10 protein-coding genes are annotated in these 24,075 nt (G+C 69.4%); 7 read left to right on the top strand and 3 right to left on the bottom strand.

Annotation, left to right across the window (positions count from 1 at the left end; all coding sequences use genetic code 11):
* Positions 1–10 precede the first annotated feature (10 nt).
* The 5 genes from hutH to hutI are packed head-to-tail and all read left to right on the top strand — an operon-like array spanning position 11 to position 7,451.
* Positions 11–1,663, top strand: coding sequence for a histidine ammonia-lyase (gene hutH / locus HKD39_RS13120; protein ID WP_343074716.1), 1,653 nt, complete (start codon positions 11–13; stop codon positions 1,661–1,663).
* Entirely contained in the window at positions 1,660–3,426 is a 1,767-nt protein-coding gene (locus HKD39_RS13115; protein ID WP_171200322.1) for a urocanate hydratase, read from the top strand. Before hutH ends, HKD39_RS13115 begins: the two co-directional genes overlap by 4 nt.
* Positions 3,423–4,688: an allantoate amidohydrolase gene (locus HKD39_RS13110; protein WP_171200321.1), complete on the top strand. Its 1,266-nt coding sequence runs from the start codon at positions 3,423–3,425 to the stop codon at positions 4,686–4,688. Before HKD39_RS13115 ends, HKD39_RS13110 begins: the two co-directional genes overlap by 4 nt.
* Positions 4,685–6,145, top strand: coding sequence for a formimidoylglutamate deiminase (locus tag HKD39_RS13105; RefSeq protein ID WP_171200320.1), 1,461 nt, complete (start codon positions 4,685–4,687; stop codon positions 6,143–6,145). The genes HKD39_RS13110 and HKD39_RS13105 overlap by 4 nt, the downstream gene beginning before the upstream one ends.
* A 4-nt stretch (positions 6,146–6,149) precedes the next feature.
* Complete coding sequence (gene hutI, locus HKD39_RS13100) at positions 6,150–7,451, top strand: imidazolonepropionase (protein ID WP_246232633.1); 1,302 nt, start codon at positions 6,150–6,152, stop codon at positions 7,449–7,451.
* Between the two features lie 44 nt (positions 7,452–7,495).
* Here hutI and HKD39_RS13095 read toward each other — a convergent pair whose 3' ends face one another.
* Positions 7,496–8,533 (bottom strand): LacI family DNA-binding transcriptional regulator, encoded by a 1,038-nt coding sequence (locus HKD39_RS13095; RefSeq protein ID WP_171200319.1) that lies wholly within the window; start codon positions 8,531–8,533, stop codon positions 7,496–7,498.
* 200 nt (positions 8,534–8,733) lie between these two features.
* Between HKD39_RS13095 and HKD39_RS13090 the strand changes: the two genes are divergently transcribed.
* On the top strand, positions 8,734–13,359 hold the full coding sequence (locus tag HKD39_RS13090; RefSeq protein ID WP_171200318.1) for a GH92 family glycosyl hydrolase: 4,626 nt from the start codon (positions 8,734–8,736) through the stop codon (positions 13,357–13,359).
* Positions 13,356–15,170 (top strand): glycoside hydrolase family 43 protein, encoded by a 1,815-nt coding sequence (locus HKD39_RS13085; protein WP_212754515.1) that lies wholly within the window; start codon positions 13,356–13,358, stop codon positions 15,168–15,170. Before HKD39_RS13090 ends, HKD39_RS13085 begins: the two co-directional genes overlap by 4 nt.
* A gap of 119 nt (positions 15,171–15,289) precedes the next feature.
* On the opposite strand, the gene HKD39_RS13080 is transcribed toward HKD39_RS13085, so the two are convergent.
* Both HKD39_RS13080 and HKD39_RS13075 read right to left on the bottom strand, forming a co-directional pair.
* Entirely contained in the window at positions 15,290–19,570 is a 4,281-nt protein-coding gene (locus tag HKD39_RS13080; protein ID WP_171200317.1) for a carboxypeptidase regulatory-like domain-containing protein, read from the bottom strand.
* A 385-nt stretch (positions 19,571–19,955) separates the two neighbouring features.
* Positions 19,956–24,023: a multifunctional oxoglutarate decarboxylase/oxoglutarate dehydrogenase thiamine pyrophosphate-binding subunit/dihydrolipoyllysine-residue succinyltransferase subunit gene (locus tag HKD39_RS13075; RefSeq protein WP_171200316.1), complete on the bottom strand. Its 4,068-nt coding sequence runs from the start codon at positions 24,021–24,023 to the stop codon at positions 19,956–19,958.
* Positions 24,024–24,075 lie beyond the last annotated feature (52 nt).

The raw sequence follows: 24,075 nt of genomic DNA, 5'->3' as shown, positions 1-24,075 counted from the left end.
CGCCGTCGAGATCTCCACCGGCCCGCTCAGCATTGCCGAGCTGGTCGCCGTCGCCAGGCACGGCGCACCGGTGCGGCTGGCTCCGCAGGCCCTGGACGCCATCGCGGCATCCCGCCGCCAGGTGGAAGCATTGGCGGCCGATCCGGAGCCGCACTACGGCATCTCCACCGGCTTCGGAGCATTGGCCACCACTCACATTCCTCCGCAGCGCCGCGCGGCGCTGCAGGCGTCGCTGATCCGCAGCCACGCCGCCGGTACCGGTACCCCGGTGGAGCCGGAGGTGGTGCGGGCGATGATGGCGCTGCGGCTGTCAACGCTGGCCACCGGAAGGACGGGCGTCCGGCCGGAGACCGCCGAGTTGCTGGCGGATCTGCTCAACTCCGGCATCACCCCGGTGGTGCCGGAGTTCGGATCGTTGGGTTGTTCCGGCGATCTGGCGCCGCTGTCAGCGGTGGCGCTGACGTTGATCGGCGAGGGCCAGGTACTCGCCGGCGCCGGACCGGACACCGAAGGCGCCGCAGCCGCGCTGGAGCGCGCCGGGCTCACCCCCGTGCAACTGGCCGAGAAAGAGGGCCTTGCGCTGATCAACGGCACCGACGGCATGCTCGGCATGCTCGGCATAGCCCTGCACGATCTGGAAAAGCTGTGGGACATCGCCGATCTCGCCGCGGCAATGAGCGTCGAGGCGCTGCTCGGCACCGACCGGGTGTTCGCCGCGGACCTGGCGGCGTTGCGGCCGCAGACCGGTCAGCAGCTCTCGGCCGCCAGGATCGCCGCGTTGCTCGCCGGGTCGCCGACCGTTGCCTCCCACGCCGGGCCGGACGACCCGAGGGTGCAGGACGCCTACTCGCTGCGCTGTGCGCCGGCCGTGCACGGCGCCGCGCGGGACACCGCGGCCCACGCCAGAGCCGTAGCCGATCGAGAACTGGCCGCTGCCATCGACAATCCGGTGGTGTTGCCGGACGGACGGGTGGAGTCCAACGGCAACTTCCACGGCGCCCCGGTCGCCGCCGTCGCCGACTTTCTTGCCATCTCCATCGCCGATGTGGCAAGTATCAGCGAACGCCGCACCGATCGGATGCTCGATTCGGCGCGCTCGCACGGCCTGCCACCGTTCCTGGCGCACGAGGTCGGCGTCGACTCCGGTCTGATGATCGCCCAGTACACCCAGGCCGGAATGGTGTCCGAACTGAAACGGCTGGCGGTGCCCGCCTCGGTTGACTCCATTCCGTCCAGCGCCATGCAGGAGGACCACGTGTCGATGGGCTGGCATGCGGCGCGCAAGCTGCGTCGCGCCGTCGACGCGCTCACCAGAGTGCTTGCCGTCGAGATCCTCACCGCGGCAAGGGCTCTTGACCTGCGCGCCCCGCTCCGGCCGGGGGCGGCCACCGCGGCGGCGCTGGCGGTCGTGCGAAGCCGGGTGCAGGGCCCCGGCCCGGATCGGCACCTGGCGCCGGAGATCGATGCGGTGGTCGAGCTGATCAAGGGCGGCAGCCTCGACCGCGCGGCAGCGGTTTCCCCGCCGGGCAGCGCGGCCGCGCTCGATACCGAAAACCCTTCCAGCGCAACAGCTGCCGACCAGCCGGCGACCACTGGACCGGCGGCACCCACCCGTCCGGCGCCGACGGCCCGGCCGACCACCACCGAGCAGGAGCCCAGATGACCAGCACACAGCCCACCTCAGGGCCGCGCCCGGTCCGCGCCAACCGCGGCAGCGCGCTCACCGCCCGCAGCTGGGCCACCGAGGCCCCGCTGCGGATGCTGCAGAACAACCTCGACCCGGACGTGGCGGAAGACCCGGACAACCTGGTGGTGTACGGCGGAACCGGCCGCGCGGCAAGGGATTGGGCCAGTTTCGACGCGATCTGCCGCACCCTGGTGGACATGGCCGACGACGAGACGCTGCTGGTCCAGTCCGGCCGGCCGGTCGGGGTGTTGCGCACCCACGAATGGGCGCCGAGGGTGCTGATAGCGAACTCGAACCTGGTACCGCAATGGGCCACCTGGCCGGAGTTCCGCCGGTTGGAGCAGTTGGGGCTCACCATGTATGGCCAGATGACGGCCGGCAGCTGGATCTACATCGGCAGTCAAGGCATCGTGCAGGGCACCTACGAAACCTTTGCCGCGGTCGGTGCCCAGCTGGCCGAGCGCCGTCCGGCCGACCACCCACACGCCGGTGACGACTCCCTCGCCGGCACGCTCACCCTCACCGCCGGTCTCGGCGGCATGGGGGGCGCCCAGCCGTTGGCCGTCACGCTGGCCGGCGGTGCCGCGCTGGTGATCGAGTGTGACCCTGACCGGGCCCGGCGCCGCCTCGACACCAGATATCTCGATGTGATCGCCGACGACCTCGACGACGGTATCGACCAGGCGCTGGCGGCCAAGCAGGCCCGAAAAGCGTTGTCGGTTGCGGTGATCGGCAACGCCGCCGAACTGGTCCCTGAACTGCTGCGGCGCGGCGTCGCCATCGACATCGTCACCGACCAGACCTCGGCGCACGACCCACTTGCCTACCTGCCGAGCGGAGTCGCGCTGGAGGATTGGCACGATTACGCAGCCGCGAAGCCGGACGAGTTCACCGACCGGGCACGAGAATCCATGGCGGAACACGTGGCCGCCATGGTCGGCTTCGCCGACGCCGGCGCCGAGGTCTTCGACTACGGCAACTCCATTCGTGGTGAGGCGCAGTTGGCCGGTTATCAGCGGGCTTTCGACTTTCCCGGCTTCGTGCCCGCCTACATCCGGCCGCTGTTCTGCGCTGGCAAGGGCCCGTTCCGCTGGGCGGCGCTCTCCGGCGACCCTGCGGACATCCACGCCACCGACGCGGCCGTGCAGGAACTCTTCCCAGACAACGCCGGGCTGCAGCGGTGGATGGCGCTGGCGCCGGAAAAGATTGCCTTCCAAGGACTTCCTGCTCGCATCTGCTGGCTCGGCGCCGGCGAACGGCACCTGGCAGGGTTGCGGTTCAACGAGATGGTGGCAGCAGGGGAGCTCTCCGCGCCGGTGGTGATCGGTCGCGACCATCTGGATTCAGGTTCGGTCGCCTCGCCGTACCGGGAGACCGAGTCGATGGCGGACGGCAGCGACGCCATCGCCGACTGGCCCTTGCTGAACGCGCTGGTCAACACCGCGTCAGGGGCCAGCTGGGTGTCCATCCACCACGGCGGTGGGGTCGGGATCGGTCGTTCCATCCATGCCGGCCAGGTCAGCGTCGCCGACGGCACCGCGCTGGCGGCAGCCAAGCTGGAGCGGGTGCTGACCAACGACCCGGCCATGGGAGTCTTGCGTCACGTCGACGCCGGTTATCCGGAAGCCGACAGTGCAGCCGCCCGGGTGAAGCTGACCGTCCCGATGGCCGTTCAGGCGACCGGCCGGCCGGCGGAAGCCGCTGGTGGCCCGGAATCCGGCGGGGCCGCAGGGCGATGAACCAGCTGCCGCCGAACGACCCCGCCGGGCAACGGTTCGCCGCGCTGTGGGCCGAGGTGTCGTCGGTCGGCCGCGACCGCCGCCGCGGCGGATACTCACGGCACGGTTTCGACGACGCCGACAGGCAACTGCGCGAGTGGTTCACCGAGCAGGCCGGCCGGCGGGGGCTGGACGTCGAGACCGACGGCAACGGCAACCTGTGGGCGTGGTGGGGCACGCCGGCGTGGGCCCGGAACGCCGACGCTGCCACGGCGTTGCCGGCGGTCGTCACCGGATCGCATCTGGACTCGGTACCCGGGGGAGGGGCGTTCGACGGTCCGCTCGGTGTCGTCTCGGCCCTGCTGGCCGTCGACGAGCTGCGGCTGCGCCGGCTGCGCCCGGCGCGGCCACTGGGCATCGCCTGCTTCGTCGAGGAGGAGGGCGGCAGATTCGGATTGCCCTGCTTGGGGTCTCGGCTGTTGACCGGGGCGGTCAGCCCCGATGCCGCCAGACGCCTGCAGGACAGGGACGGGGTGAGCGCGGCCGACGCGGCCGCCGCGGCGGGAATGGATCCGCTGCGGTGGGGCCGGGACGAGGCCAGGCTGGCCGGCATCGGCTCCTTCGTCGAACTGCACGTTGAACAGGGCCGGCTGCTGCACTCCGCCGATCCCGACGCCGCCGTCGGTGTCGCCGACGGGATCGTCGCGCACGGGCGCTGGCGCCTGACCTTCACCGGTGAAGGCAACCACGCCGGCACCACCGTGGTGGCGGACCGACGCGACCCGATGATCCCGGCGGCGGCCACCGTGCTGGCCGCCCGGCGGTTGCTGGCCGACCGGCCGTCGGCGGTGGCCACCGTCGGCAGATTGCAGGTGAATCCCGGCGGCAGCAACGTGATTGCGTCATCGGTCGACCTGTGGTTGGACGTTCGCTACGGGGCGACCGGCGACACCACCGCGCTGGTCGACGAGATCACGCTGCTGGCAAGGCAGGAGGCCGACCTTGAAGGTTGCCAGGTGCTTGAGCGCCGCGAATCGCTGTCGGACGACGTGGTGTTCGACCCTGGTCTGAGCGCCGTCGCCGCCGAGCAACTGTCGGCGCCGGTGGTGCCGACCGGCGCCGGCCACGACGCCGGAATCCTGGCAGCGGAGATACCCAGCGCCATGCTGTTCGTCCGCAACCCGAGCGGCATCTCCCACGCACCAGGCGAATTCGCCGAGACCGCGGACTGCCTCGCCGGGGTTCAGGCGCTGGCCGACGTGCTGGCCGGGCTGATCCGGTGACGGTCTTCCGCTGCCGGTCGGCCTGGCTCCCGCAGGGGCCGTCCGGGCCGGTTGAGCTGACCACCAGCGACGGCATCATCACCGCGATCACCCCGCTCGATGCCGGCGCGTGGCACGTCCCCAGTCCCGGTGCCACAGGCCCCAACCCCGGTGCCGCAGACCCCAGCCCGGGTGCGGCTGGCCCCACTGCCGGTGCGGCCGGTGCCGGCGGAGCGGCAGAAGTCTTGGACGGCATGGTGTTTCCCGGCTTCGCCGACGCCCACAGCCACGTGTTCCACCGCGCATTGCGCGGACGCACCCACACCGAACGGGACGGCCGGCCCGGCGACTTCTTCACCTGGCGCGAGCAGATGTACGCCCTGGCCGCCCAGCTCGACCCCGACCTGCTGCACCGCCTGGCGCGGGCGACCTACGCCGAGCTGCTGTGTGCCGGCTACACAGCGGTCGGCGAGTTCCACTACCTGCATCACCAGGTGGACGGCACGCCCTACCCCGACCCGAACCTGCTCGGCCTGCGCGTCGCCGAGGCCGCCGACCAGGCCGGCATCGGGCTCACGCTGCTCGACACCCTTTATCTCGCCGGGGGTTTCGGGGTAGCGCTACAGCCGCCGCAGCGGCGGTTCTCGGACGGCAGCGGAGCGGCATGGGCGGCTCGGGTCAGGCAGCTGGGTGCCGAGCTGCCGGCCGGCCGGTTGGCCCCGATCCGGCTCGGGCTGGCGGCGCATTCGGTGCGAGCGGTGCCGCCCGGCGAGCTGGGCACGGTGGCCGGCCTGGCCGCGGAGTGGGACTGCCCGGTGCACCTGCACCTGTCGGAGCAACTGCAGGAGAACCGCGACAGCCTCGCCGCCACCGGGAAATCACCCACCGCGCTGGCCGCGGATGCCGGGCTCCTCGGATCGCGAACCTCGGTGGTGCATGCCACCCATCTCACCGACACCGACGTCGATCGGCTCGGTGCGCACGGCGTCACCGCGGTCATCTGTCCCACCACCGAGGCGGACCTCGCCGACGGTCTTCCGGACCTGGCGGCGCTCACCCGTGCCGGGGTGCTGCTGGCCTGCGGTGGCGACCAGCAGGTCACCGTCGACCCGTTCGCCCAGGCCCGGCTGCTGGAGTACGGCGAGCGGCTGCGCAGCCACCGTCGCGGCAATCTGGCCCCGGCGCAGCTGGTCGCCGCCGCCACCGAACACTCACACCGCAGCATCGGCTCGGCCGGTGGCCGATTGGTGCCGGGCGCACCCGCCGACCTGGTGTGCGTTCGCACCGACTCGGTGCGGACCGCCGGCTCGCTGCCGCAGCAGCTGGTGATGGCCGCCGGCAGCGCTGATGTGCAGACCGTCGTCGTCGGCGGACACGTACTGGCGCGCAACGGCTTCCACCGTGACCTCGGCGATCCCGGCCCGTTGCTGGCCGATGTGCTCGGAGAACTCTGGGAGCGGGTGGCGGCTGCGGGGTGACAGGATGATGATCACCATCAACCGGCGCCGCCGTGGCGCCATGCCGAAGGGGGAGTCGATGACAACCGGCGACCAGCGCGGCCGGGCGGATGCCGCGAGCAACCCGGTCGGCGATGGCACCGAATGGGAGCCAACCGGATCGCTGCTGCTGACCGGCATCTCGGCGCTGGTCACCGTGGACGAACAGGTCGGATCGGACGAGCTGGGCACGATCAGCGACGGCGCCGTCGTCATCGACGAGGGGCAGATCGTGTGGGTGGGGCCGGCTGCCGGCGCCCCTGACACCGACGACGCCATTGACCTCGGCGGCCGCACCGTGCTTCCCGGCTGGGTGGATTCGCACACCCACCTGGTGTTCGCCGGTGATCGCAGCGCCGAGTTCGCTGCCAGGATGGCCGGCCAGGACTATCGGGCGTCCGGCATCCTCGCCACCGTCGAAGCCAACCGCGAGACCTCGACCGATGCACTCACCGACGGGGTGCGGCGGCACCTCGCCGAATTCGCCAGGGGCGGCACCACGACGGTGGAGACCAAGTCGGGTTACGGGCTGACCAAGGTGGACGAGCTGCGGTCGGTGCAAGCCGCGGAGCGGGCCGGGATCGACGCACTGACCTTCCTCGGCGCCCACGTGGTGCCGCCGGAGTACGCCGACAACCCTGACGACTACGTCGATCTCGTGTGCGGCCCGATGTTGGAGGCGGTGGCGCCGCTGGTGCAGTTCGTCGACGTTTTCTGCGAGGAGGGCGCCTTCGACGACGCCCAGGCCCGCCGGGTGCTGTCGGCCGCCGAACGACTCGGTCTCGACCGCAAGGTGCACGGCAATCAACTGCGGCCCGGCCCGGGAGTGCAACTGGCGGTGAGCATGGGCGCGACCTCGGTCGACCACTGCACCTATCTGACCGAGGCGGACATCGACGCGCTGTCCGCATCGACGACCGTTGCGACGCTGCTGCCGGCCACCGACCTGTGCACCAGACGGGGGCCGGCGCCGGCCAGGGAGCTGATCGATGCCGGGGCCACCGTCGCGCTGGCCAGCAACTGCAACCCGGGTTCGGGCTACACCTCATCGATGGCACTGGTGGTGGCGCTGGCGGTGATCCAGTGCCGGATGACGGTGGCCGAGGCGATCCGCGCGGCGACGCTGGGCGGTGCACAAGCGTTGAACCGCAGCGACATCGGCCGTATCGCCGTCGGAATGCGGGCAGACCTGCAGGTGCTCGACGCGCCGGGTCCCGACTATCTTGCTTACCGCCCAGGGGTGCCGCTCACCGCCGCGGTCTGGCGGCGCGGCGTTCGCGTGGTCTGAGCAGCCGCCTGCGAAACCGCCGGCATCGCACAGCACCAGCTCCGTCAGGGTGCCGGCGCGCGCTCACCGGAACCGCGGCGGATCAGCCGGGTGGGGATCACCACTTTGCGCACGGCCCGTTGCGGATCGTCCATCCGTTCCAGTGCCAGCCGGGCTGCCGCTCTGCCCATGTCCTCGGCGTCGTAGCCGACAACGGTGACCCCGAGCAGCTCGGAGAGCTCGAAATCGTCGAAGCCGATCAGGGCCGTTGCCTGCGCCCCGGTCGCTGAGCCGTTGCGGCCCTGCAGGGCCGTCAGCGCTCCCGCGGTGATCCGGTTGTTCAGGCACAGCAACGCCGTCGGCGCCGGGTCGGCATCAAGCAGATCGTTCACTGCCAGCCGGGCAGCGGCGATGTCGTGGGCGTCCTGCCGGCACCAGCGCTGCCAGTCGCCGATGCCGGCGGCAGCCATCGCGGCGGCCACCCCGTCCAGCCGATCCTGTTGGCTGGCAAGACGACTGAGGTCGCTGACGATGCCGATCCTGCGGTGTCCTGCGGCGATCAGATGCCGGACCGCGGCGGCCGCGCCAGCGGCATTGTCGATCAACACCGAATCAGCCAGCAGCCCGACCGGCGGCCGGTCGAGAAACACCAGCGGCACCCCGCGGGCCAGGTCGTCACTGAGCGCGCTGTGATCGTCGGCGGCGCTGACGATCAGCAAGGCCCGCACCCGACGCTGCAGCAGGGCGTCCACCAGCGCCGCCTCCGCGCCCGGATCCTCCTCGCTCGACCCGGTCACCAGCTGCAGGCCGGCCGGGTGCAGTTCCCGTTCGACGCCGCGGGCCAGCCGCGAGTAGAACGGGTTGGCGAGATCGCCGGTGATCAGGCCGACCAGGGTCGAGACGCTGCCCCTGCGCAGCTCCGATGCGATCGCGTTGACCCGATATCCGATGGATCTCGCCGCGGTCCTGACGCGCTCTGCTGTTGCCGGTGCGACGTAGCCCTCCTGCCGCAGCGCTCGGGACGCGGTCTTGATGCTGACGCCGGCCAGCTCCGCGACCTGCCGCAAAGTCGGCGGATCGGACGCGCCGGGACGGATCACCATGGCTGCATCATGACACCTCGGGCCGGGCTGACCGTGGATCTGCGGCAACTGAGTGACAACGTTGACTCATCCGGGGTGGATGCGATGTGATGTTCGGCATCTCGCGAACGCCCCCGACATCGCTCGCGTGCACTGGTGACCGGCGCCGACGCCGGTCTTCCTGCGGCTTGCCGGGGGCACGGTCAGGAAGGCGCTCACCGATGAGCCGACATGCCCGCCGTTACGGAACCTGGGTCGCCGCCATCAGCGCGGCCGCACTGGTGGTCACCGCGCCAGCGGCGCAGGCTGCCCCGCCGACCAGCTCTCCCTCCGACAGCGCGCCGGCGTCACCGGATTCACAGCGGGCCCCGGATTCACAGCGGGCCCCGGCGGCGGCACCGCAGGCGGCCGGACCCGGCGACTTCGTCACCTCGTTCGAGAGCGGCCAGCCCCAGCCGCTGGTGTCCACCGTCGAGAAGCAGGCCGACGGCACCCCTCGGCAGCGCGGCGTCTCCGGTACCGCGGACACCTCCGGCAGCCTGCTCGGCCTGGTCACCGGGGTCACCGCGAGTTCGGAGAACACCCCGTCGGAGATCGCCGCGAACCTCGCCGACGCCAACCCCGACACCAAGTGGCTGGCGTTCCAGTCCGCCGGCTGGGTCCAGTACCAGTTGTCGTCGGCGCAGCAGGCCGTCACCTACTCACTGACCTCGGCCAACGACGCGCCCGAGCGCGACCCCGCGAGCTGGGTGCTGCAGGGCAGCAACGACGCGACCAGCTGGACGGAACTGGACAGGCAGAGCGGCGTGACGTTCTCGGACCGGTTCGTCACCAACACCTATCAGGTCGCCAAGCCGGGCAGCTACCGCTACTACCGGCTGGACATCAGCAAGAACCAGTCCGGCAACATCGTGCAGCTGGCCGACTGGAACATCGCCGAGCAGCCGCCGAGCGGCGAACAGCCGGCCACCCCGATGGTGACGACGGTCGGGTCGGGCCCGATCTCCGGCTACAACATCCGTCCGCTCACCGGCTGGACCGGCAAGGCCGCAATGCGGTACTCCGGCGCCGTCACCACCGACGGCCGGGGTTACGCCTGGAACGTGCTGTACCGCAAGCAGATTCCGGTGGGCAGCGGGACAACGCTGAGCTACAAGATCTTCCCTGACATGATCGCCGGCAACCTCAGCTACCCGTCCACCTACGCCGCCGTCGATCTGCACTTCACCGACGGCAGCTACCTGTCCGACCTGAAACCGGTGGATCTGCACCAGGTTTCGGCAACCCCGGCCGGCCAGGGCAAGGGCAAGATCCTCTACTCGTCGCAGTGGAACTCCGTCCAGATCGAGGTCGGCAAGTTCGCCGCCGGCAAGACCATCGACCGGGTGCTGATCGGCTACGACAACCCCGACAACGCCAAGGCCGGCACCCGCTTCGGCGGTTGGCTCGACGACCTGCAGATCGTCGCAAGCACCCCGCGCATCGACGGCAGCGACCTCGCCAACTACGTCGACGTGCGCCGCGGCACCAACGCATCAGGATCGTTCTCCCGGGGCGACAACCTGCCGATCTCGGCCCTGCCCAACGGGTTCACCTTCTTCACCCCGATCACCGACGCCAACTCGCAGAGCTGGCAGTACTACTACCAACAGGGCAACAACGCCGACAACAAGCCGGTGCTCGAGGGCCTGGGCATCTCGCACGAGCCCAGCCCATGGATGGGCGATCGCAACCAGATGTCGGTGATGCCTGCCATGGTCAGCAGCGCGCGGGCGGTACCCAACGGCAACGCCGATGCCCGTGGCCTGCCCTTCGACCATGCCACCGAGAGCGCCCGGCCCGACTACTACAAGGCCGAGCTGGAAACCGATCTCGGTGCGCTGCGCGCCGAGATGACGCCGGCCGACCACGGCGGCATCATGCGGTTCACCTTCCCCGAGGGCAGCAGGGCAGGCAGCCTGGTGCTGGACACCGTCGACAACAACGGGGTCTTCACCCAGACGCAGGACAAGACCGGCTTCACCGGCTGGGTGGACAACGGATCCGGCCTGTCCGCCGGGCGCAGCCGGATGTTCGTTGTCGGGCAGTTCGACCGCGCAGCAACATCTTTCGGCGCCGCACCGAACAGCCACACCGGCACCCGGTACGCCAACTTCGCCGGTACCAGGCCGGTCACCCTGCGGCTGGCCACCTCGTTCATCTCGCTGGATCAGGCCAAGAAGAACCTGCAGCTCGAGCTGGCCGGGAAGTCTTTCGAACAGATCAAAGCGGCGGCGAACAGCCAGTGGAACAAGCGGTTGTCGGTGTTGTCGCTGACCGGCGCCAACGACGACGACCTGCGCACCACCTACTCGAACCTGTACCGGCTGAACCTCTACCCGAACTCGCAGTTCGAGAACACCGGCACCGCGGCCGCCCCTCGGTACCAGTACGCCAGCCCGGTCTCGCCGAAGTCGGGCAACGCCACCGACACCAGCACCAATGCCAAGCTGGTCGACGGCAAAATCTATGTGAACAACGGCTTCTGGGACACCTACCGCACCGTGTGGCCGGCCTACACGCTGCTCTACCCCGAGGTCGCCGCTGAGATTGCCGACGGCTTTGTGCAGCAGTACCGCGACGGCGGCTGGGTCGCCCGCTGGTCGTCGCCCGGCTATGCCGACCTGATGACGGGCACCAGCTCGGACGTGGCCATCGCCGACGCCTACCTCGGCGGGGTGAAGCTGCCGGATCCGCTCAACTCCTACGACGCAGCGCTGAAGAACGCCACAACGCTGTCCGGGCGGAGCGAGGTCGGCCGCAAGGGCATCGCGACGTCGATCTTCACCGGCTACACCTCCACCGCAACCGGGGAGAGCGTGTCGTGGGGACTGGAAGGCTTCATCAACGACTTCGGCATCGGCAACATGGCCGCAGCGTTGGCGAAAGACCCTGCCACGCCGCAGGATCGGCGTCGGCAGCTGACCGAGGAGTCCGAGTACTTCCTCGATCGCACCACCAACTACGTGAACATGTTCAACCCGGCGACCCAGTTCTTCCAGGGCCGCAACCCGGACGGCAGCTTCACCGCCAACTTCGACCCCGAGGCCTGGGGCGGTGCGTTCACCGAGAGCAACGGCTGGAACTTCGCCTTCCACGCCCCGCAGGACGGCAACGGTCTGGCCAACCTGTACGGCGGCCGGCAGGGACTGGCCGACAAGCTCGACACCTTCTTCGCCACCCCGGAGAAGGCGAACAAGCCGGGCGGTTACGGCGGCGTGATTCACGAGATGCTCGAGGCCCGCGACGTCCGGATGGGTCAGCTCGGCATGAGCAACCAGGTCTCGCACCACATCCCGTACATGTACAACTACGCGGGACAGCAGTACAAGACAGCGGAGAAGGTCCGCGAGATCATGCAGCGGCTCTACGTCGGCAGCGACATCGGCCAGGGCTATCCGGGTGACGAGGACAACGGCGAGATGTCGGCCTGGTACCTGCTGAGCGCCCTCGGCGTCTATCCGTTGCAGGTCGGGTCGCCGGAGCTGGTGATCGGTTCGCCGCGGTTCACCAAGGCCGTCGTGCACCGCACCCAGGGCAACCTGACCGTGAACGCGCCGGCGAACTCGGCGCAGAACATCTACGTGCAGTCGCTGTCGGTCAACGGCAAGGCGCAGACCAAGTCCTCGGTGCAGACCAGCCAGCTGGCCGGCACCGCCACCCTGGACTTCACCATGGGATCCGCGCCGTCGTCGTTCGGCAGCGCACCCGCGGACGCCCCGACCTCGCTCACCACCGGAAGCAACAAGCCGGATCCGATGCGGGACGTCACCGGTGCCGGCAAGGGCACCGGCTCGGCCACCAGCGGTGGCCAGAGCGTCAACGCCGCGCCGCTGTTCGACAACACCAGCAGCACGTTCACCGCCATCACGGCGCCGACCGCCGAGATCGGGTTCCAGCTCAGCGGGGCAGCGCAGCGGGCGACGTTCTACACGCTGACCTCTGGCCCGGCGGCCGGCGACCCGACCGCATGGCGGCTGGAGGGCTCGTCGGACGGCAAGAGCTGGACGACGCTGGACCAGCGCAGTGGCCAGAAATTCAACTGGCGCAACCAGACTCGGCCGTTCAAGATCGCGGCACCGGCCGCGGTCACGCAGTACCGGCTGGTGATCACCGCCAGCTCCGGTGCGGCGGCCGGCGCTCCGGCGCTGAACCTCGCCGAAGTGGAGTTCCTGGCCGCCGGTGCCCCGGCTCCCAGCCGCACCGCGCTGCAGGCGGCGGTTCCGGCCAAGACCGGGGCCACCGCGTCGGACGCCGCCGCCGGTACCGCGAGCACGGTGCGGGGCAACGGCTTCACGCCGGGCGAGAAGGTCACCATGCGACTGGCCGCCGAGTCCGGTGCAGCACCGGGCGGGCGCGCAGCGGCGTCGTCGGTGACGGCGACGGCCGACGCCAGCGGCTCGGTGTCGGCGAAACTGCCGGTGCCGGCGGGCGTGCAGCCGGGCAGCTATGGCGTCACCCTGCAGGGTGCCAAAACCGAAAAGGTCGGCACCGCGACCGTCGCGGTGCCGGCGCCGGCGGCCAAGCCGGTGTTGCTGCCGCAGGTGCTCACCAGCAGCACCGAAGGGCCCAGCGGCCAGCTGATCCGCTGGGACGCCAACACCTTCGCGCCAGGTGAGAAGGTGACGGTGCGCATCGCCGGTACCGAGCAGGCGCTCGGCACCGCCACCGCCAACGCCGACGGTGTGGTCACCGACCAGCGGCTGACCATTCCCGACCTGAAGCCGGGCAGCTATCAGCTGCAGTTCACCGGCGCGGAGTCCGGGGCCGCGGTGCAGGCCGGCTACCAGGTCGTCGCATCGCGATGACGTCACCACGGCCCGGTTCCGGCAGCAGCGGCGCGCGGCTCCCGCGCCGCCGGCTGCTGGAACTGGGTCTGCTGGCCGCTCCGGCGATGATCGCTCTCGGCGGCCGGGGCGGGACGGCGAACGCCGGCAGCGTCGCCGAGAGCTCCGCCGGCGCCGGGCCCATCGACTACTCCGGCGCCACCAACTCCAGCGACGCCACCTACTACAACGACGCCGCCTTCCCGGCCGCCGACCCGTATGTCTTGCACGACAAGCCGTCCGGCTACTACTACGCGTACTCGACGGACGGGGCTCGGCCGGGCGCTGACGGCACCCCGTTCGCCTTCGGGATCTACCGCTCGGCCGATCTGGTGACCTGGGAGCGGTTGCCCGGTGGCGCGTTGCCGCTGAACGAGCCGAACCGCTGGGGGCGGGACTGGTTCTGGGCGCCGGAGGTCTATCTCAACGAGCAGACCGGGAAGTACTTCCTGTTCTACTCGGCGCGGCAACGGGACAACGTGCAGCGGGACTTCGGGTACGCCGATTTCGAGGAGCCGTCCAAAGTCGGGGTGGCGGTGTCCGACTCGCCGGCCGGGCCGTTCCGCACCCTCACCGACAGCCCGCTCGACTATTTCCCGTACGACCCCGACTATCACGACGTCAACCTGATCATGGACGCCGCGCAGCGCAAGCCGCCGGCTACCCTGGCCGAGGGCCAGACCGCTTCGCTGGGCACCTACATCCCGTTCATCGACCCGAATGTGTTCTTCGACGACGACGGGCGGATCTACCTGTACTTCTCCCGCAACGCCTACCGGAACTGGGTGTGGGACAGCGACTTCGGCAAGTACATCGAGGAGTCGAACATCTACGCGGTTGAGCTCACCAGGGACTGGTGGGACGACCCGGCCGGGCAGACCAAGCCGACGATCACCGACGTGTACCGGGACGCCAACCGACGTCCTGGCGCTCCCGCCGGTGCCCGGCGCGACGGCTACGTTCCGATCCTGAGCTACGCGGCCGACAAGCAGGCGTGGGAGAACGCCCACGTGAACGACTACGCCAAAACCGGCGGGGCCAACAAGGATCGGCGCTGGGCCGAGGGCTCCAGCACCTTCCGCAGGGTGATCGGCAGCGGCAGCCGGCGGCGGGTGGTCTACTACCTGACCTACTCTGCGAACAACTTCGCTAACGAGTTCTACGGCGTCGGCTACGCCACAGCGCCGAGCCCGCTCGGGCCGTGGCGCAAGTTCGACGGCAATCCCATCCTGAGCCAGGACCCTGCCCTGCCGGAGTTCTCGACCGGGCACGGCTCGCTGGCCTTCTCACCCGACGGGCGGCAGGCCTACTACGTTCACCACGGCCGCCCGACCACCACCAGTTCGCGGCGGCTGTACACCGATCGACTGTTGTTGGCCGGCAACGGAAACGATGCGGCCGGCGTGCCGATCCTGGCCATCGACGCCGCCACCGGCGACCGGCCGGTGCCGTCCGGGGCGGCCCCGTACCGGGTCACCACCGATGCCGGCCGGGTCTCGGTGCCGGTCGGGGCGACCGCTACCGTCACCGTGACGGTGCGCAGCGCCGCGGGGGCGCGGCTGGCGCTCGCGAACCCGTTGAACCGGCTGCGGTTCAGCATCGACAAGCCGCAGCAGGCCAGCATCGAACCGGTCGGTGCCGATCAGGTGCGGGTGAGCCCGCTCCGCACCGGCACCGCGCTGGTCAGGGCCTACTACCAGCGGCGGTTGGCGTCGGGGGAGTACGTCGACGTGCATTCCGGTGGGGAGCCGGTCGGCACCCAGATCGTCGTCGCCACCAGACCGGCACGCTGAGCGGCCGGCTACCACGCAGCAAACGGCTGGGCCGCCGGGATTCTCTCGCGAGAATCCCGGCGGCCCAGCCGTTTTCGGTGCCGGAGCTGCCTACCGGCGAGGCCGCGCGGAGCGTCCGGTCACCTGGCCTTCACCAGCGACCAGTTCTTGGTGACGGTCTGCTTGGCCACCACCTTGATGGTGGCGGTCTGCGGCTTGAACCCGTCCTTGGCGGCGATCGCCGTGAGCGGGTTGTTCCGCCGGTCCAACCAGATGCCGTACTTGCCATCCTTGTCGGTGATCAGCGTGTACTGCTGGGCCCAGCCGTCCAGCTCGACCGTTGCGCCGGCAATCGGCTTGCCGTCCGCGGCCGAGGTGACGGTGCCCGCCACCTTGCCCCAGGTGTTCGGCGGGGTGACCGTCATGGTCACCGGCACCGTCGGCACCGGGTACGGGCTGTCGGTGGCAAAGGCGATACCTGCCGTGTAGCTGCCCGGTTGGGCGACGGACGGGTCCGCCGCGTTCATGGTGACGGTGACGGTGGCGCTGCCGCCGGCCGGCAGCGTCAGTTCGGTCGGGTCGATCGACAGCCACGGCACGTCGGTGCCGTCGCCGCCCTGGTCGTAGCCGGCCAGCAACTGCGAGGTCGCCACCGGCGGCACGGACGACCCGCCGGGGTTGCCGCCGACAGCGTAGAACCCGACGGCACCGGCGCCGCGGTACAGCGCGGCGTTCAGGTTCGGCAGCGGCGACCATTCGCCCGAAGCCGGGTCGAAGGCGTACCCGATATTGGTGATCTCGGTGGAGTTGTTGGCCGCCCCACCCGACACCAGCAGCTGACCGTTGGCCGAGGCGTAGAACGAGCCCCACAGATCGGTGGGGAGATCAGCGATCTCCGACCACGAATCCGCTGCCGGGTCGTAGCTGTAGGCGCTGGACATGGACCCGCTGTCGGTGGTGCCGCCGGCGCAGTACAGCTTGCCCCCGAGCCCGCCGCAAGACTGCCAGGCGACGTCCTTCGGGTACGCGGCGACCGACGACCAGCTGTCGGAGCCGGCGTCGTAGACCTGCACATCGGCCTTGCCACAGGCGTTTGCGGTGCAGCCGCCGACGACGTACAGCTTCCCGCCGACCACCGCATGCCCGGCACCGGCGTACGGCTTCGGGTTCTGGGCCGCCACCGTCCAGCTGTCGGAAGCCGGGTCGTAGACCTCGGTCTTGCCGTCCGGCGTGCCGCCCGGACCCCACCCGCCGGTGTACACCAGCTTGCCGCCCATCGCGGCGGCAGCGCCGCCCTCCCGCGCGTCGCCGGCGGCGGCCAGCTCGGTCCAGCTTGCGGCCTGCGGGTCGTAGACGTACAGGTTGTTGGTGTCGTCGCTGCCGTTGTATCCGCCCACCGAGTAGACCTTGCCGTCGATGGTGGCGGCGGCGCTGTCCTGGATGGTGCTCGGGTAGTCGGCGACCGGTTCCCAGGCGTCAGCGCTGGGCCCGGCGGCGGCGAACGGTGCTGCCTTCGCCGTCGCCGCTCGCTTGGCCCCAGCCGCGTTCTTGGCCGCGTTCTTGGCCGCGGCCGCCTTCATCGAACCCTTGACGGTGCTGGCCTTCACCTTTTGCAGCGGGGCACCGGTTTTGCTCTGCATCACGAACCCGCCGCCGGACTCGCTCAGCGTCACCTTTACCGGCTCGGTGCCGGTGTTCTTCAGGTTCAACGTCGCGGTGGCCGAAGCGCCCATCTTGACGGTGGCGTTGATGCTCTCAGGAGTCACCGTGACCCGGCCGGCCTTGAGCACGAAGTCCTGCCGGGTGGTCAGGTTCGCCGGTGCCGTCGGGGTGCGGGTGTCGCTGGCGTACCCGGCCTTGCTGGCGACGAACGGCTGCTTGCCCGTCTTCGGGGTGAACAGCCAGTAGAAGCCGTCGCCGACGGCAGGGTCACCGGTCGGGCCGGAGGTGGCGGTGATCGACGGGTCGTCGGCGTGGGTCACCTTGGCGCCCTTGACGAATGCGCCGGTGTTGTTGTCGGTGACGACACCTTCCAGCAGGCCACCGGACACCGGAGTCAGCTTGCGGTTACCGACGAAGACGTTGTCCACCTCCCAGTAGTAGGCGAACGAGCCGGTGTAGTGGAACCGCACCTTGGCGCCAGCCACCTTGGCCTGCGCCGGCAGCGCCACTCGCACGTGTCCGGTGGTGGTGGTGCTGCTGGCGTCCCACACGGTGCTCCAGCTGGCGCCGTTGTCGGTGGACAACTGCACGACGCCGTTGGAGCTCCGGTACTGCCGGAACGCGGTGTCGAACTCCAGCGTCGGGTTGCTGGCCTTGGACAGGTCGTACGCCGGGCTGTTCAGGTAGGTGTCCTGGGTCTTGCCCGAACCGCTCTTGTCCGAGTCGACGATGGCGAAGCCGCCGGCACCGCCGGTCAGGTTGCCGCGCTTGCCCTCGTCGGTGAACACCCAGCCCGGCTGGTCCGCGTTGTTGGTCACCGACCAGCCGGCCGGAGCCGTTGCGGCGTCGAAGGTTTCGGTCTTGCCGGTGGTGGTGTAGGTGTATCCGGTCGGGTTCTCCGCCGCCGGGTCGATCTTCAGGCTGACGTTCAGGCTGCGGTCGGCAGCGCCCACCTTGATCGTCTTGGTTTGCGGCAGATAGCCGGGGATGATCGCGGTGAAGGTGGCGTCGAAGCTGCCGCCCTGCGGCAGGTTCAGCGAGTAGTTGCCGGTGTACGGGTCGGTGTACACCGGGCCGCCCGGCATGCCCGCGACGTCGATCCGGGAGTACAGCGCGTAGCCGTGGCCACTGCCGTCGGCGACCCGTCCGCTGATGGTGCGGAACGCGGCGGCGGTCAGGGTGAAGTCGGCGGTGACAGCGCCGCCGTCGGTGACGACGATGTTCTTCTTGGTCAGCGTCCGGTAGCCGTACGCCGAGACCGTCGCGGTGTAGGTGCCCGGCGGCGCCTCCAGGGTGTAGGTGCCGTCCGCGGCGGTGCGTGCCGAACCACCGTCGCCGAGGGAAACCAGCGCCCCGGCAACGGGTTTGCCGGCCGTGTCGGTGACAGTGCCGGCCACGGTGCCGTGCGGGCCGATGCCGAACGCATCGGAGCCGTTCGGTGTGCCGAGTCCGGTAGGCCCGTCGTAACCGGCGCCGGCGGTGCACAGATAGCTCGGGTTGCAGGTGCCGTTGTTGCCCTGGGTCACGTCGAACAGGGCGCCGGTCTTGGTGTACGGGTAGCTGTTCGGGTAGGTGTTGGGTGCCGGCTTGCCGGCCAAGGCGTAGATGCCCGAGATCAGCGGAGCGGAAAGGCTGGTGCCGCCGTACTGCGACCACTGCCCGCCGTCGAAGGTGTAGTAGACGCTCAGCCCGGTCGCCGGGTCGGCGACCGCGCTCACGTCGGAGACGGCGCGCTTGCTGCAGCCGGTGTCCTGCTGGAACTCCGGCTTGTCGAACACTACCGAGCAGCCGCTGCCGGCGCCGCCATAGCTGTTGCTCCACACCGATTCTGTCCAGCCCCGCGCCGTTGCGGGGTCCTTCACCAGCGAGGTGCCGCCGATCGAGGTGACGTAGTTGGACGACGCCGGGAACGAGACCCCGTAGTCGGAGTCGCCTGAGCTGGCGACGATCGCGACGCCTGGGTGGTTGTAGTACTGCTCGTTGACGGGCAGCAGGGTGTCGTCCTCGCCGGATCCGGCGGTGGCGTCATAGCCGGTGCCGTAGCTGTTGTTCACCACTTCGGCGCCCGCGGCGACGGCCGCGTTCACACCGGTACCGAGGTTCTCGAAGGAGTTGTCGTCGGCGACCACCAGCACGATGTTGGCCTCTGGGGCCACCGCGGTCACCGCATCGACGTCCAGGGCGGCCTCACCGGCCCAACCGGGATCGGGTTGCGGGTAGTCGGTGCCACCACGTTGGTCGATCTTCTTGAACTGGCCGGCGCGCAGCGGCGGCAGTCCGAACTGCTGCCGGTAGTGGACCAGGTCGGCCTCAGCGGTCGGTGCGTCGTAGGCGACGACGATGCCGACGGTGCGGCCGGCGCCACCGCCTGCCGGAAGATTGTAGGCGTCCTGCACATCGGCCGGTGACAGTCCGGTCGGGGCCGGCGCCATTGCCTTCGCGCCCGGCTGTTCCAGCGCAAGCGCGAAGCAGCGGGCCTTGTCCTTGGCGACGATGGTTGAGCACAGCGGCCGCACGGTCGCGGAGCTCTTCGGCGGATCGGCCACCTTGGGAGCCTTGCCGACCGGTTGGTCCGCAGCGGGCGTCCTTGGCGCTGTCGCGGCCGGCGGATTGGCCACCGGATGGGCGCCGGAGTCTGCCGTTGCGGCCGAGACCGGTGCCGCCGCCAGAGTTCCGGCGAGCAACGAGATCGCCGCGGCCGAAGCGGTGAGTAACCGGCCCCGTCCGCGGCGATGATCTCCACTGGATGATGCGAGCATGCGCAGATTCCCCTTCCTGACCTGTACCGCCCCGGGTCGGCGGATGCATAGTGGATTGACCTTTTGCCCGTTGGGATATCGATGTCAATAGCACCGAAGCCGATAGCTCGGCAAATAGTCGGTTTTCACCCGGTTGGCTTATCGGCCATTCACTGAATGTATTGCCTGCTCGACCGGACAGCCGTCGATCCGGCAAGCTGCCGGCAATCTGGCGGTGACAACACGGGCGGAGTCTTTGTGCGGCAAGGGATTTCACGGAAGGGCCAATCTCCTCGCGGGCGCAACGTCCGGCGAAACAACAAACCCGGCGGTCGCACACCGCAGGGCTGCGGTGTGCGACCGCCGGGGTGGGCGGGGAGACCGGGTGGAAGCCCGGAGGGCGGAATCAGTCCGCGAAGGCGGCAGTGATCACCGCAGCCTGCTCCACCTCGTGCACCCGGTTCGAACCGGCGGACGGGGCGGCCATCGCCCGCCGCGACACTCGGCGCAGCGAACGCAGTTCCGGCATCATCTCGGGCAGCGCCAGCGCCAGGAACGTCCAGGCGCCCTGGTTGGCCGGCTCCTCCTGCACCCAGCGGATGTCGTCGACGCCGGCGTACGGCTCGAGCACCTTGGCCAGCTTCGAGCGCGGCACCGGGTACAACTGCTCCAGCCGGATGATCGCGGTATCGGTGATGTCCTGCTTGCGCCGGTAGGCGTCCAGCTCGTAGTACAGCTTGCCCGAGGTCAGCAACACCCGCCGCACAGCAGCGGGGTCGACGGTGATGTCGCCGAGCACGGATTCGAATTTGCCCGAGGTGAAGTCGTCGACGCTGGACACCGCTGCCTTGTTGCGCAGCATCGACTTCGGCGTGAACACCACCATCGGGCGGTGCACGCCGTCGAGCACGTGCCGGCGCAGCAGGTGGAAGTAGGAAGCCGGGGTGGACGGCTGCGCCACCGTCATCGACCCCTCGGCGCACAGCTGCAGGTACCGCTCGATGCGCGCCGACGAGTGGTCGGGACCCTGACCCTCGTGCCCGTGCGGCAGCAGCAGCACGACGCCGGATTGCTGACCCCACTTGGCTTCTCCGGAAGAGAGGTACTCGTCGATCACCGACTGGGCACCGTTGGCGAAGTCGCCGAACTGCGCCTCCCACATCACCAGCGCGTCCCGGTTGGCGACCGAGTAGCCGTACTCGAAACCCAACCCGGCGTACTCGGTGAGCGCCGAGTCGTACACCTGGAACTTGCCCTGGTCCGGCGAGAGATGCTGCAGCGGAACGTATTCCTCGCCGTCGTTGCGATCGATCAGGTACGAGTGGCGCTGCACGAAGGTGCCGCGCCGTGAGTCCTGACCCGACAGCCTGACCCTGCGCCCATCCATGGCGATGGAGCCGAACGCGAGCAACTCGCCGAAGGCCCAGTCGATGTTGCCTTCCTTGGCCATCTTGAGGCGGTGTTCCATCACGGTCTTCACCCGCGGATGCGGGGTGAAGCCCTGCGGGAACTCCACCATCGATTCGCCGATGCGCTCGATGGTGGCGCGGGAGATGGCGGTGTCCACCTTGGCCGGGATCGGCTGCTCCGACTCGATGGTGGGGGAGGCGGCGGCCGCCGACTTCTCCAACTCGCGGACCTCGTTGAAGACACGCTCGAGCTGCTGGTGGAAGTCTTTCACCATCTCCTGCACATCGGCGTCGGAGACGTCGCCGCGCGCGACGAGGGCATCGGTGTAAATCTTCCGGACGCTGCGCTTGCCGTCGATGATCTGGTACATCAACGGGTTGGTCATCGACGGATCGTCGTTCTCGTTGTGACCGCGGCGGCGGTAGCAGATCAGGTCGATCACTGCGTCCTGCCGGAACTTCTGCCGGTACTCGACGGCCAGCTGGGCAGCCCACACGGCCGCCTCGGGGTCGTCGCCGTTCACGTGGAAGATCGGCGCCTGAATCATCTTCGCGACATCGGTGGAGTACTCGCTGGAGCGCGATGCCTCCGGTGCCGTGGTGAAACCCACCTGGTTGTTGATGATCACGTGCACGGTGCCACCGGTGCGGTACCCGCGCAGCAGCGAAAGGTTCAGCGTCTCTGCGACAACTCCCTGCCCGGCGAACGCGGCGTCGCCGTGAATCGCCAACGGCATCACGGTGAAGCCGTCGTCGCCCTTGTCCAGCAGATCCTGCTTGGCCCTGACCACGCCCTCCAGCACCGGGTCGACCACCTCGAGGTGGGAGGGGTTGGCCACCAGGCTGATCTTGACGTCACCGGCGCCCAGCGGGTCGACGAACTTGCCCTCGGCACCGAGGTGGTACTTGACGTCACCCGAGCCGTGCGCCTGGCCGGGGTTCAGGTTGCCCTCGAACTCGCTGAACACCTGCGACAGCGGCTTTCCGACGATGTTCGCCAGCACGTTGAGCCGGCCGCGGTGGGCCATGCCGACAACGATCTCGTCGAGGTTCTCTTCGGCGCCAAGGCTCAGTACCGCGTCCAGCATCGGAATGACGGTCTCACCGCCCTCCAGCGAGAACCGTTTCTGGCCAATGTATTTGGTCTGCAGGAAGGTCTCGAAGGCCTCGGCGGCGTTGAGCCGGTTCATGATGTGCTTGGACTCGTCAAGGCTCGGGTTGGGGCGGCCACCCTCGACCCGATCCTGAATCCATTTGCGCTGCACCGGATCCTGGATGTGCATGTACTCGACGCCGACCGTGCGGCAGTACGCGTCGCGCAGCACGCCGAGCACGTCGCGCAGCTTCATGTACTGCTGGCCGTGGAAACCGCCGACCGGGAACTCCCGCTCCAGGTCCCACAACGTCAGCCCGTGGTTGATCACATCAAGATCGGGATGCTTGCGCTGGCGGTAGTTCAGCGGGTCGGTGTCGGCCATCAGATGGCCACGGGTGCGGTACGCATCGATCAGCTCGAGCACCCTTGCGGTCTTGTCGACGTCGCCGCCGTGACCGTTGCGGATGTCCTGCACCCAGCGAACCGGCTCGTAGGGAATGTGCAGCGAGGCGAAAACCTCGTCGTAGAAGCCGTCCTCGCCGAGCAGCAGCCCGTGGATCCGCTTGAGGAACTCACCGGACTCGGCACCCTGGATGATCCGGTGGTCGTAGGTCGAGGTGAGCGTCATGATCTTGGAGATGCCGAGGTCGGCGAGGGTGCGCTCGCTGGCACCGGCGAACTCGGCCGGGTACTCCATCGCGCCGACGCCGATGATCGCGCCCTGGCCCTGCATCAGCCGTGGCACCGAGTGCACGGTGCCGATGCCGCCGGGGTTGGTCAGCGACATGGTGGTGCCGGCATAGTCCTCCGCCGTCAGTTCACCCTTGCGGGCCTTGCGGACGACGTCCTCGTAGGCCTTCCAGAACTCGACGAAAGACATGGTCTCGGCGCCCTTGATCGGCACCACCACCAGCGAGCGCTGGCCGTTCTTGCCAGGCAGGTCGATGGCGAGACCGAGGTTCAGGTGCGCCGGCGTGACCACCTGAGGCTTGCCGTCCGCCTCGGCATAGTGCCGATTCATGTTGGGGTAGTCGGCGGTGGCCTTGACGATTGCGTAGCCGATCAGGTGGGTGAACGAGATCTTCCCCTGCCTGATCCGCTTGAGGAAGTTGTTGATGACGATGCGGTTGTCGCTGATCAGCTTCGCCGGCACGGCCCGCACGCTGGTCGCGGTGGGGATCTCCAGCGAGCTGGTCATGTTGCGGGCGACGGCCGCGGCGGCGCCCCGGATCGGGCTGCTGACGTCTTCGGCCTTGGCCAGCTCGGCGGAATCCTTCGACCCGGCCTTGCCATCCTTCGTCGCGGCGCCGGTGCCGGTGGCCGGCTTGGCAGTTGAACTGGCACCGCTTGAACTGGCACCGCTTGAACTGGCACCCTCGGCTTTGGTGCCGGCGGCGGTTTTGCTGGCAGGGCTGGCCGGTGCTTTGCCGGCGGACGGGGCGGACGCCGGCGTGACGTCGCCCGGCTTTGCGGTGCTCCGGGCCGGCGCGGCGGTTTTCGCTGCGCTGCCGGGCGTGCCCGCGTCGGTTTTGCCTGTGCCGGATTTTCCTTGGCCGGCGGAGCCGCGATTCGGCGGCGGCGGTGGTGGCGGTGGGACGTGCACCGACGAGCGGGCGCCGGCTGCGCCGTTGCCGCTGCTGTTGGGTTGCGCGGAGGTCCCGCCCGGCTGCGCCGCGCCGGTTCGCGTGGGGTCGGCTGCGGTGGCTTCCGCCGGTGCCTTACCGGAGCCGGCAGCACTCTTCGCCGGGCCTGCGGCCGCGGCACCGCCCGACTGGCCGTGCTGGCCGAAATACTCGCGCCAGCTGTCCTCAACGCTGTTCGGGTCGGCCAGGTACTGCTGGTACTTCTCCTGGACGAACCAGTCGTTCGGTCCGAACTCGGGACCGTCGACCGGGTTGGCAGCTTCAGAACGTGAAGCCTCGCCTGACCCTGGGGATGCTGTTGACGCTGAGGACGACGGTGCTGACACGGTCGCTCTTCGCCTGCTCTCTTTGCTTCTGGGAACTGTCGGGGTACCAAAT

The sequence above is a fragment of the Nakamurella aerolata genome (assembly GCF_013002705.1).
GTDB classification, from domain to species: Bacteria; Actinomycetota; Actinomycetes; order Mycobacteriales; family Nakamurellaceae; genus Nakamurella; species Nakamurella aerolata.
This window is presented reverse-complemented; position numbering and strand designations above follow the sequence as displayed.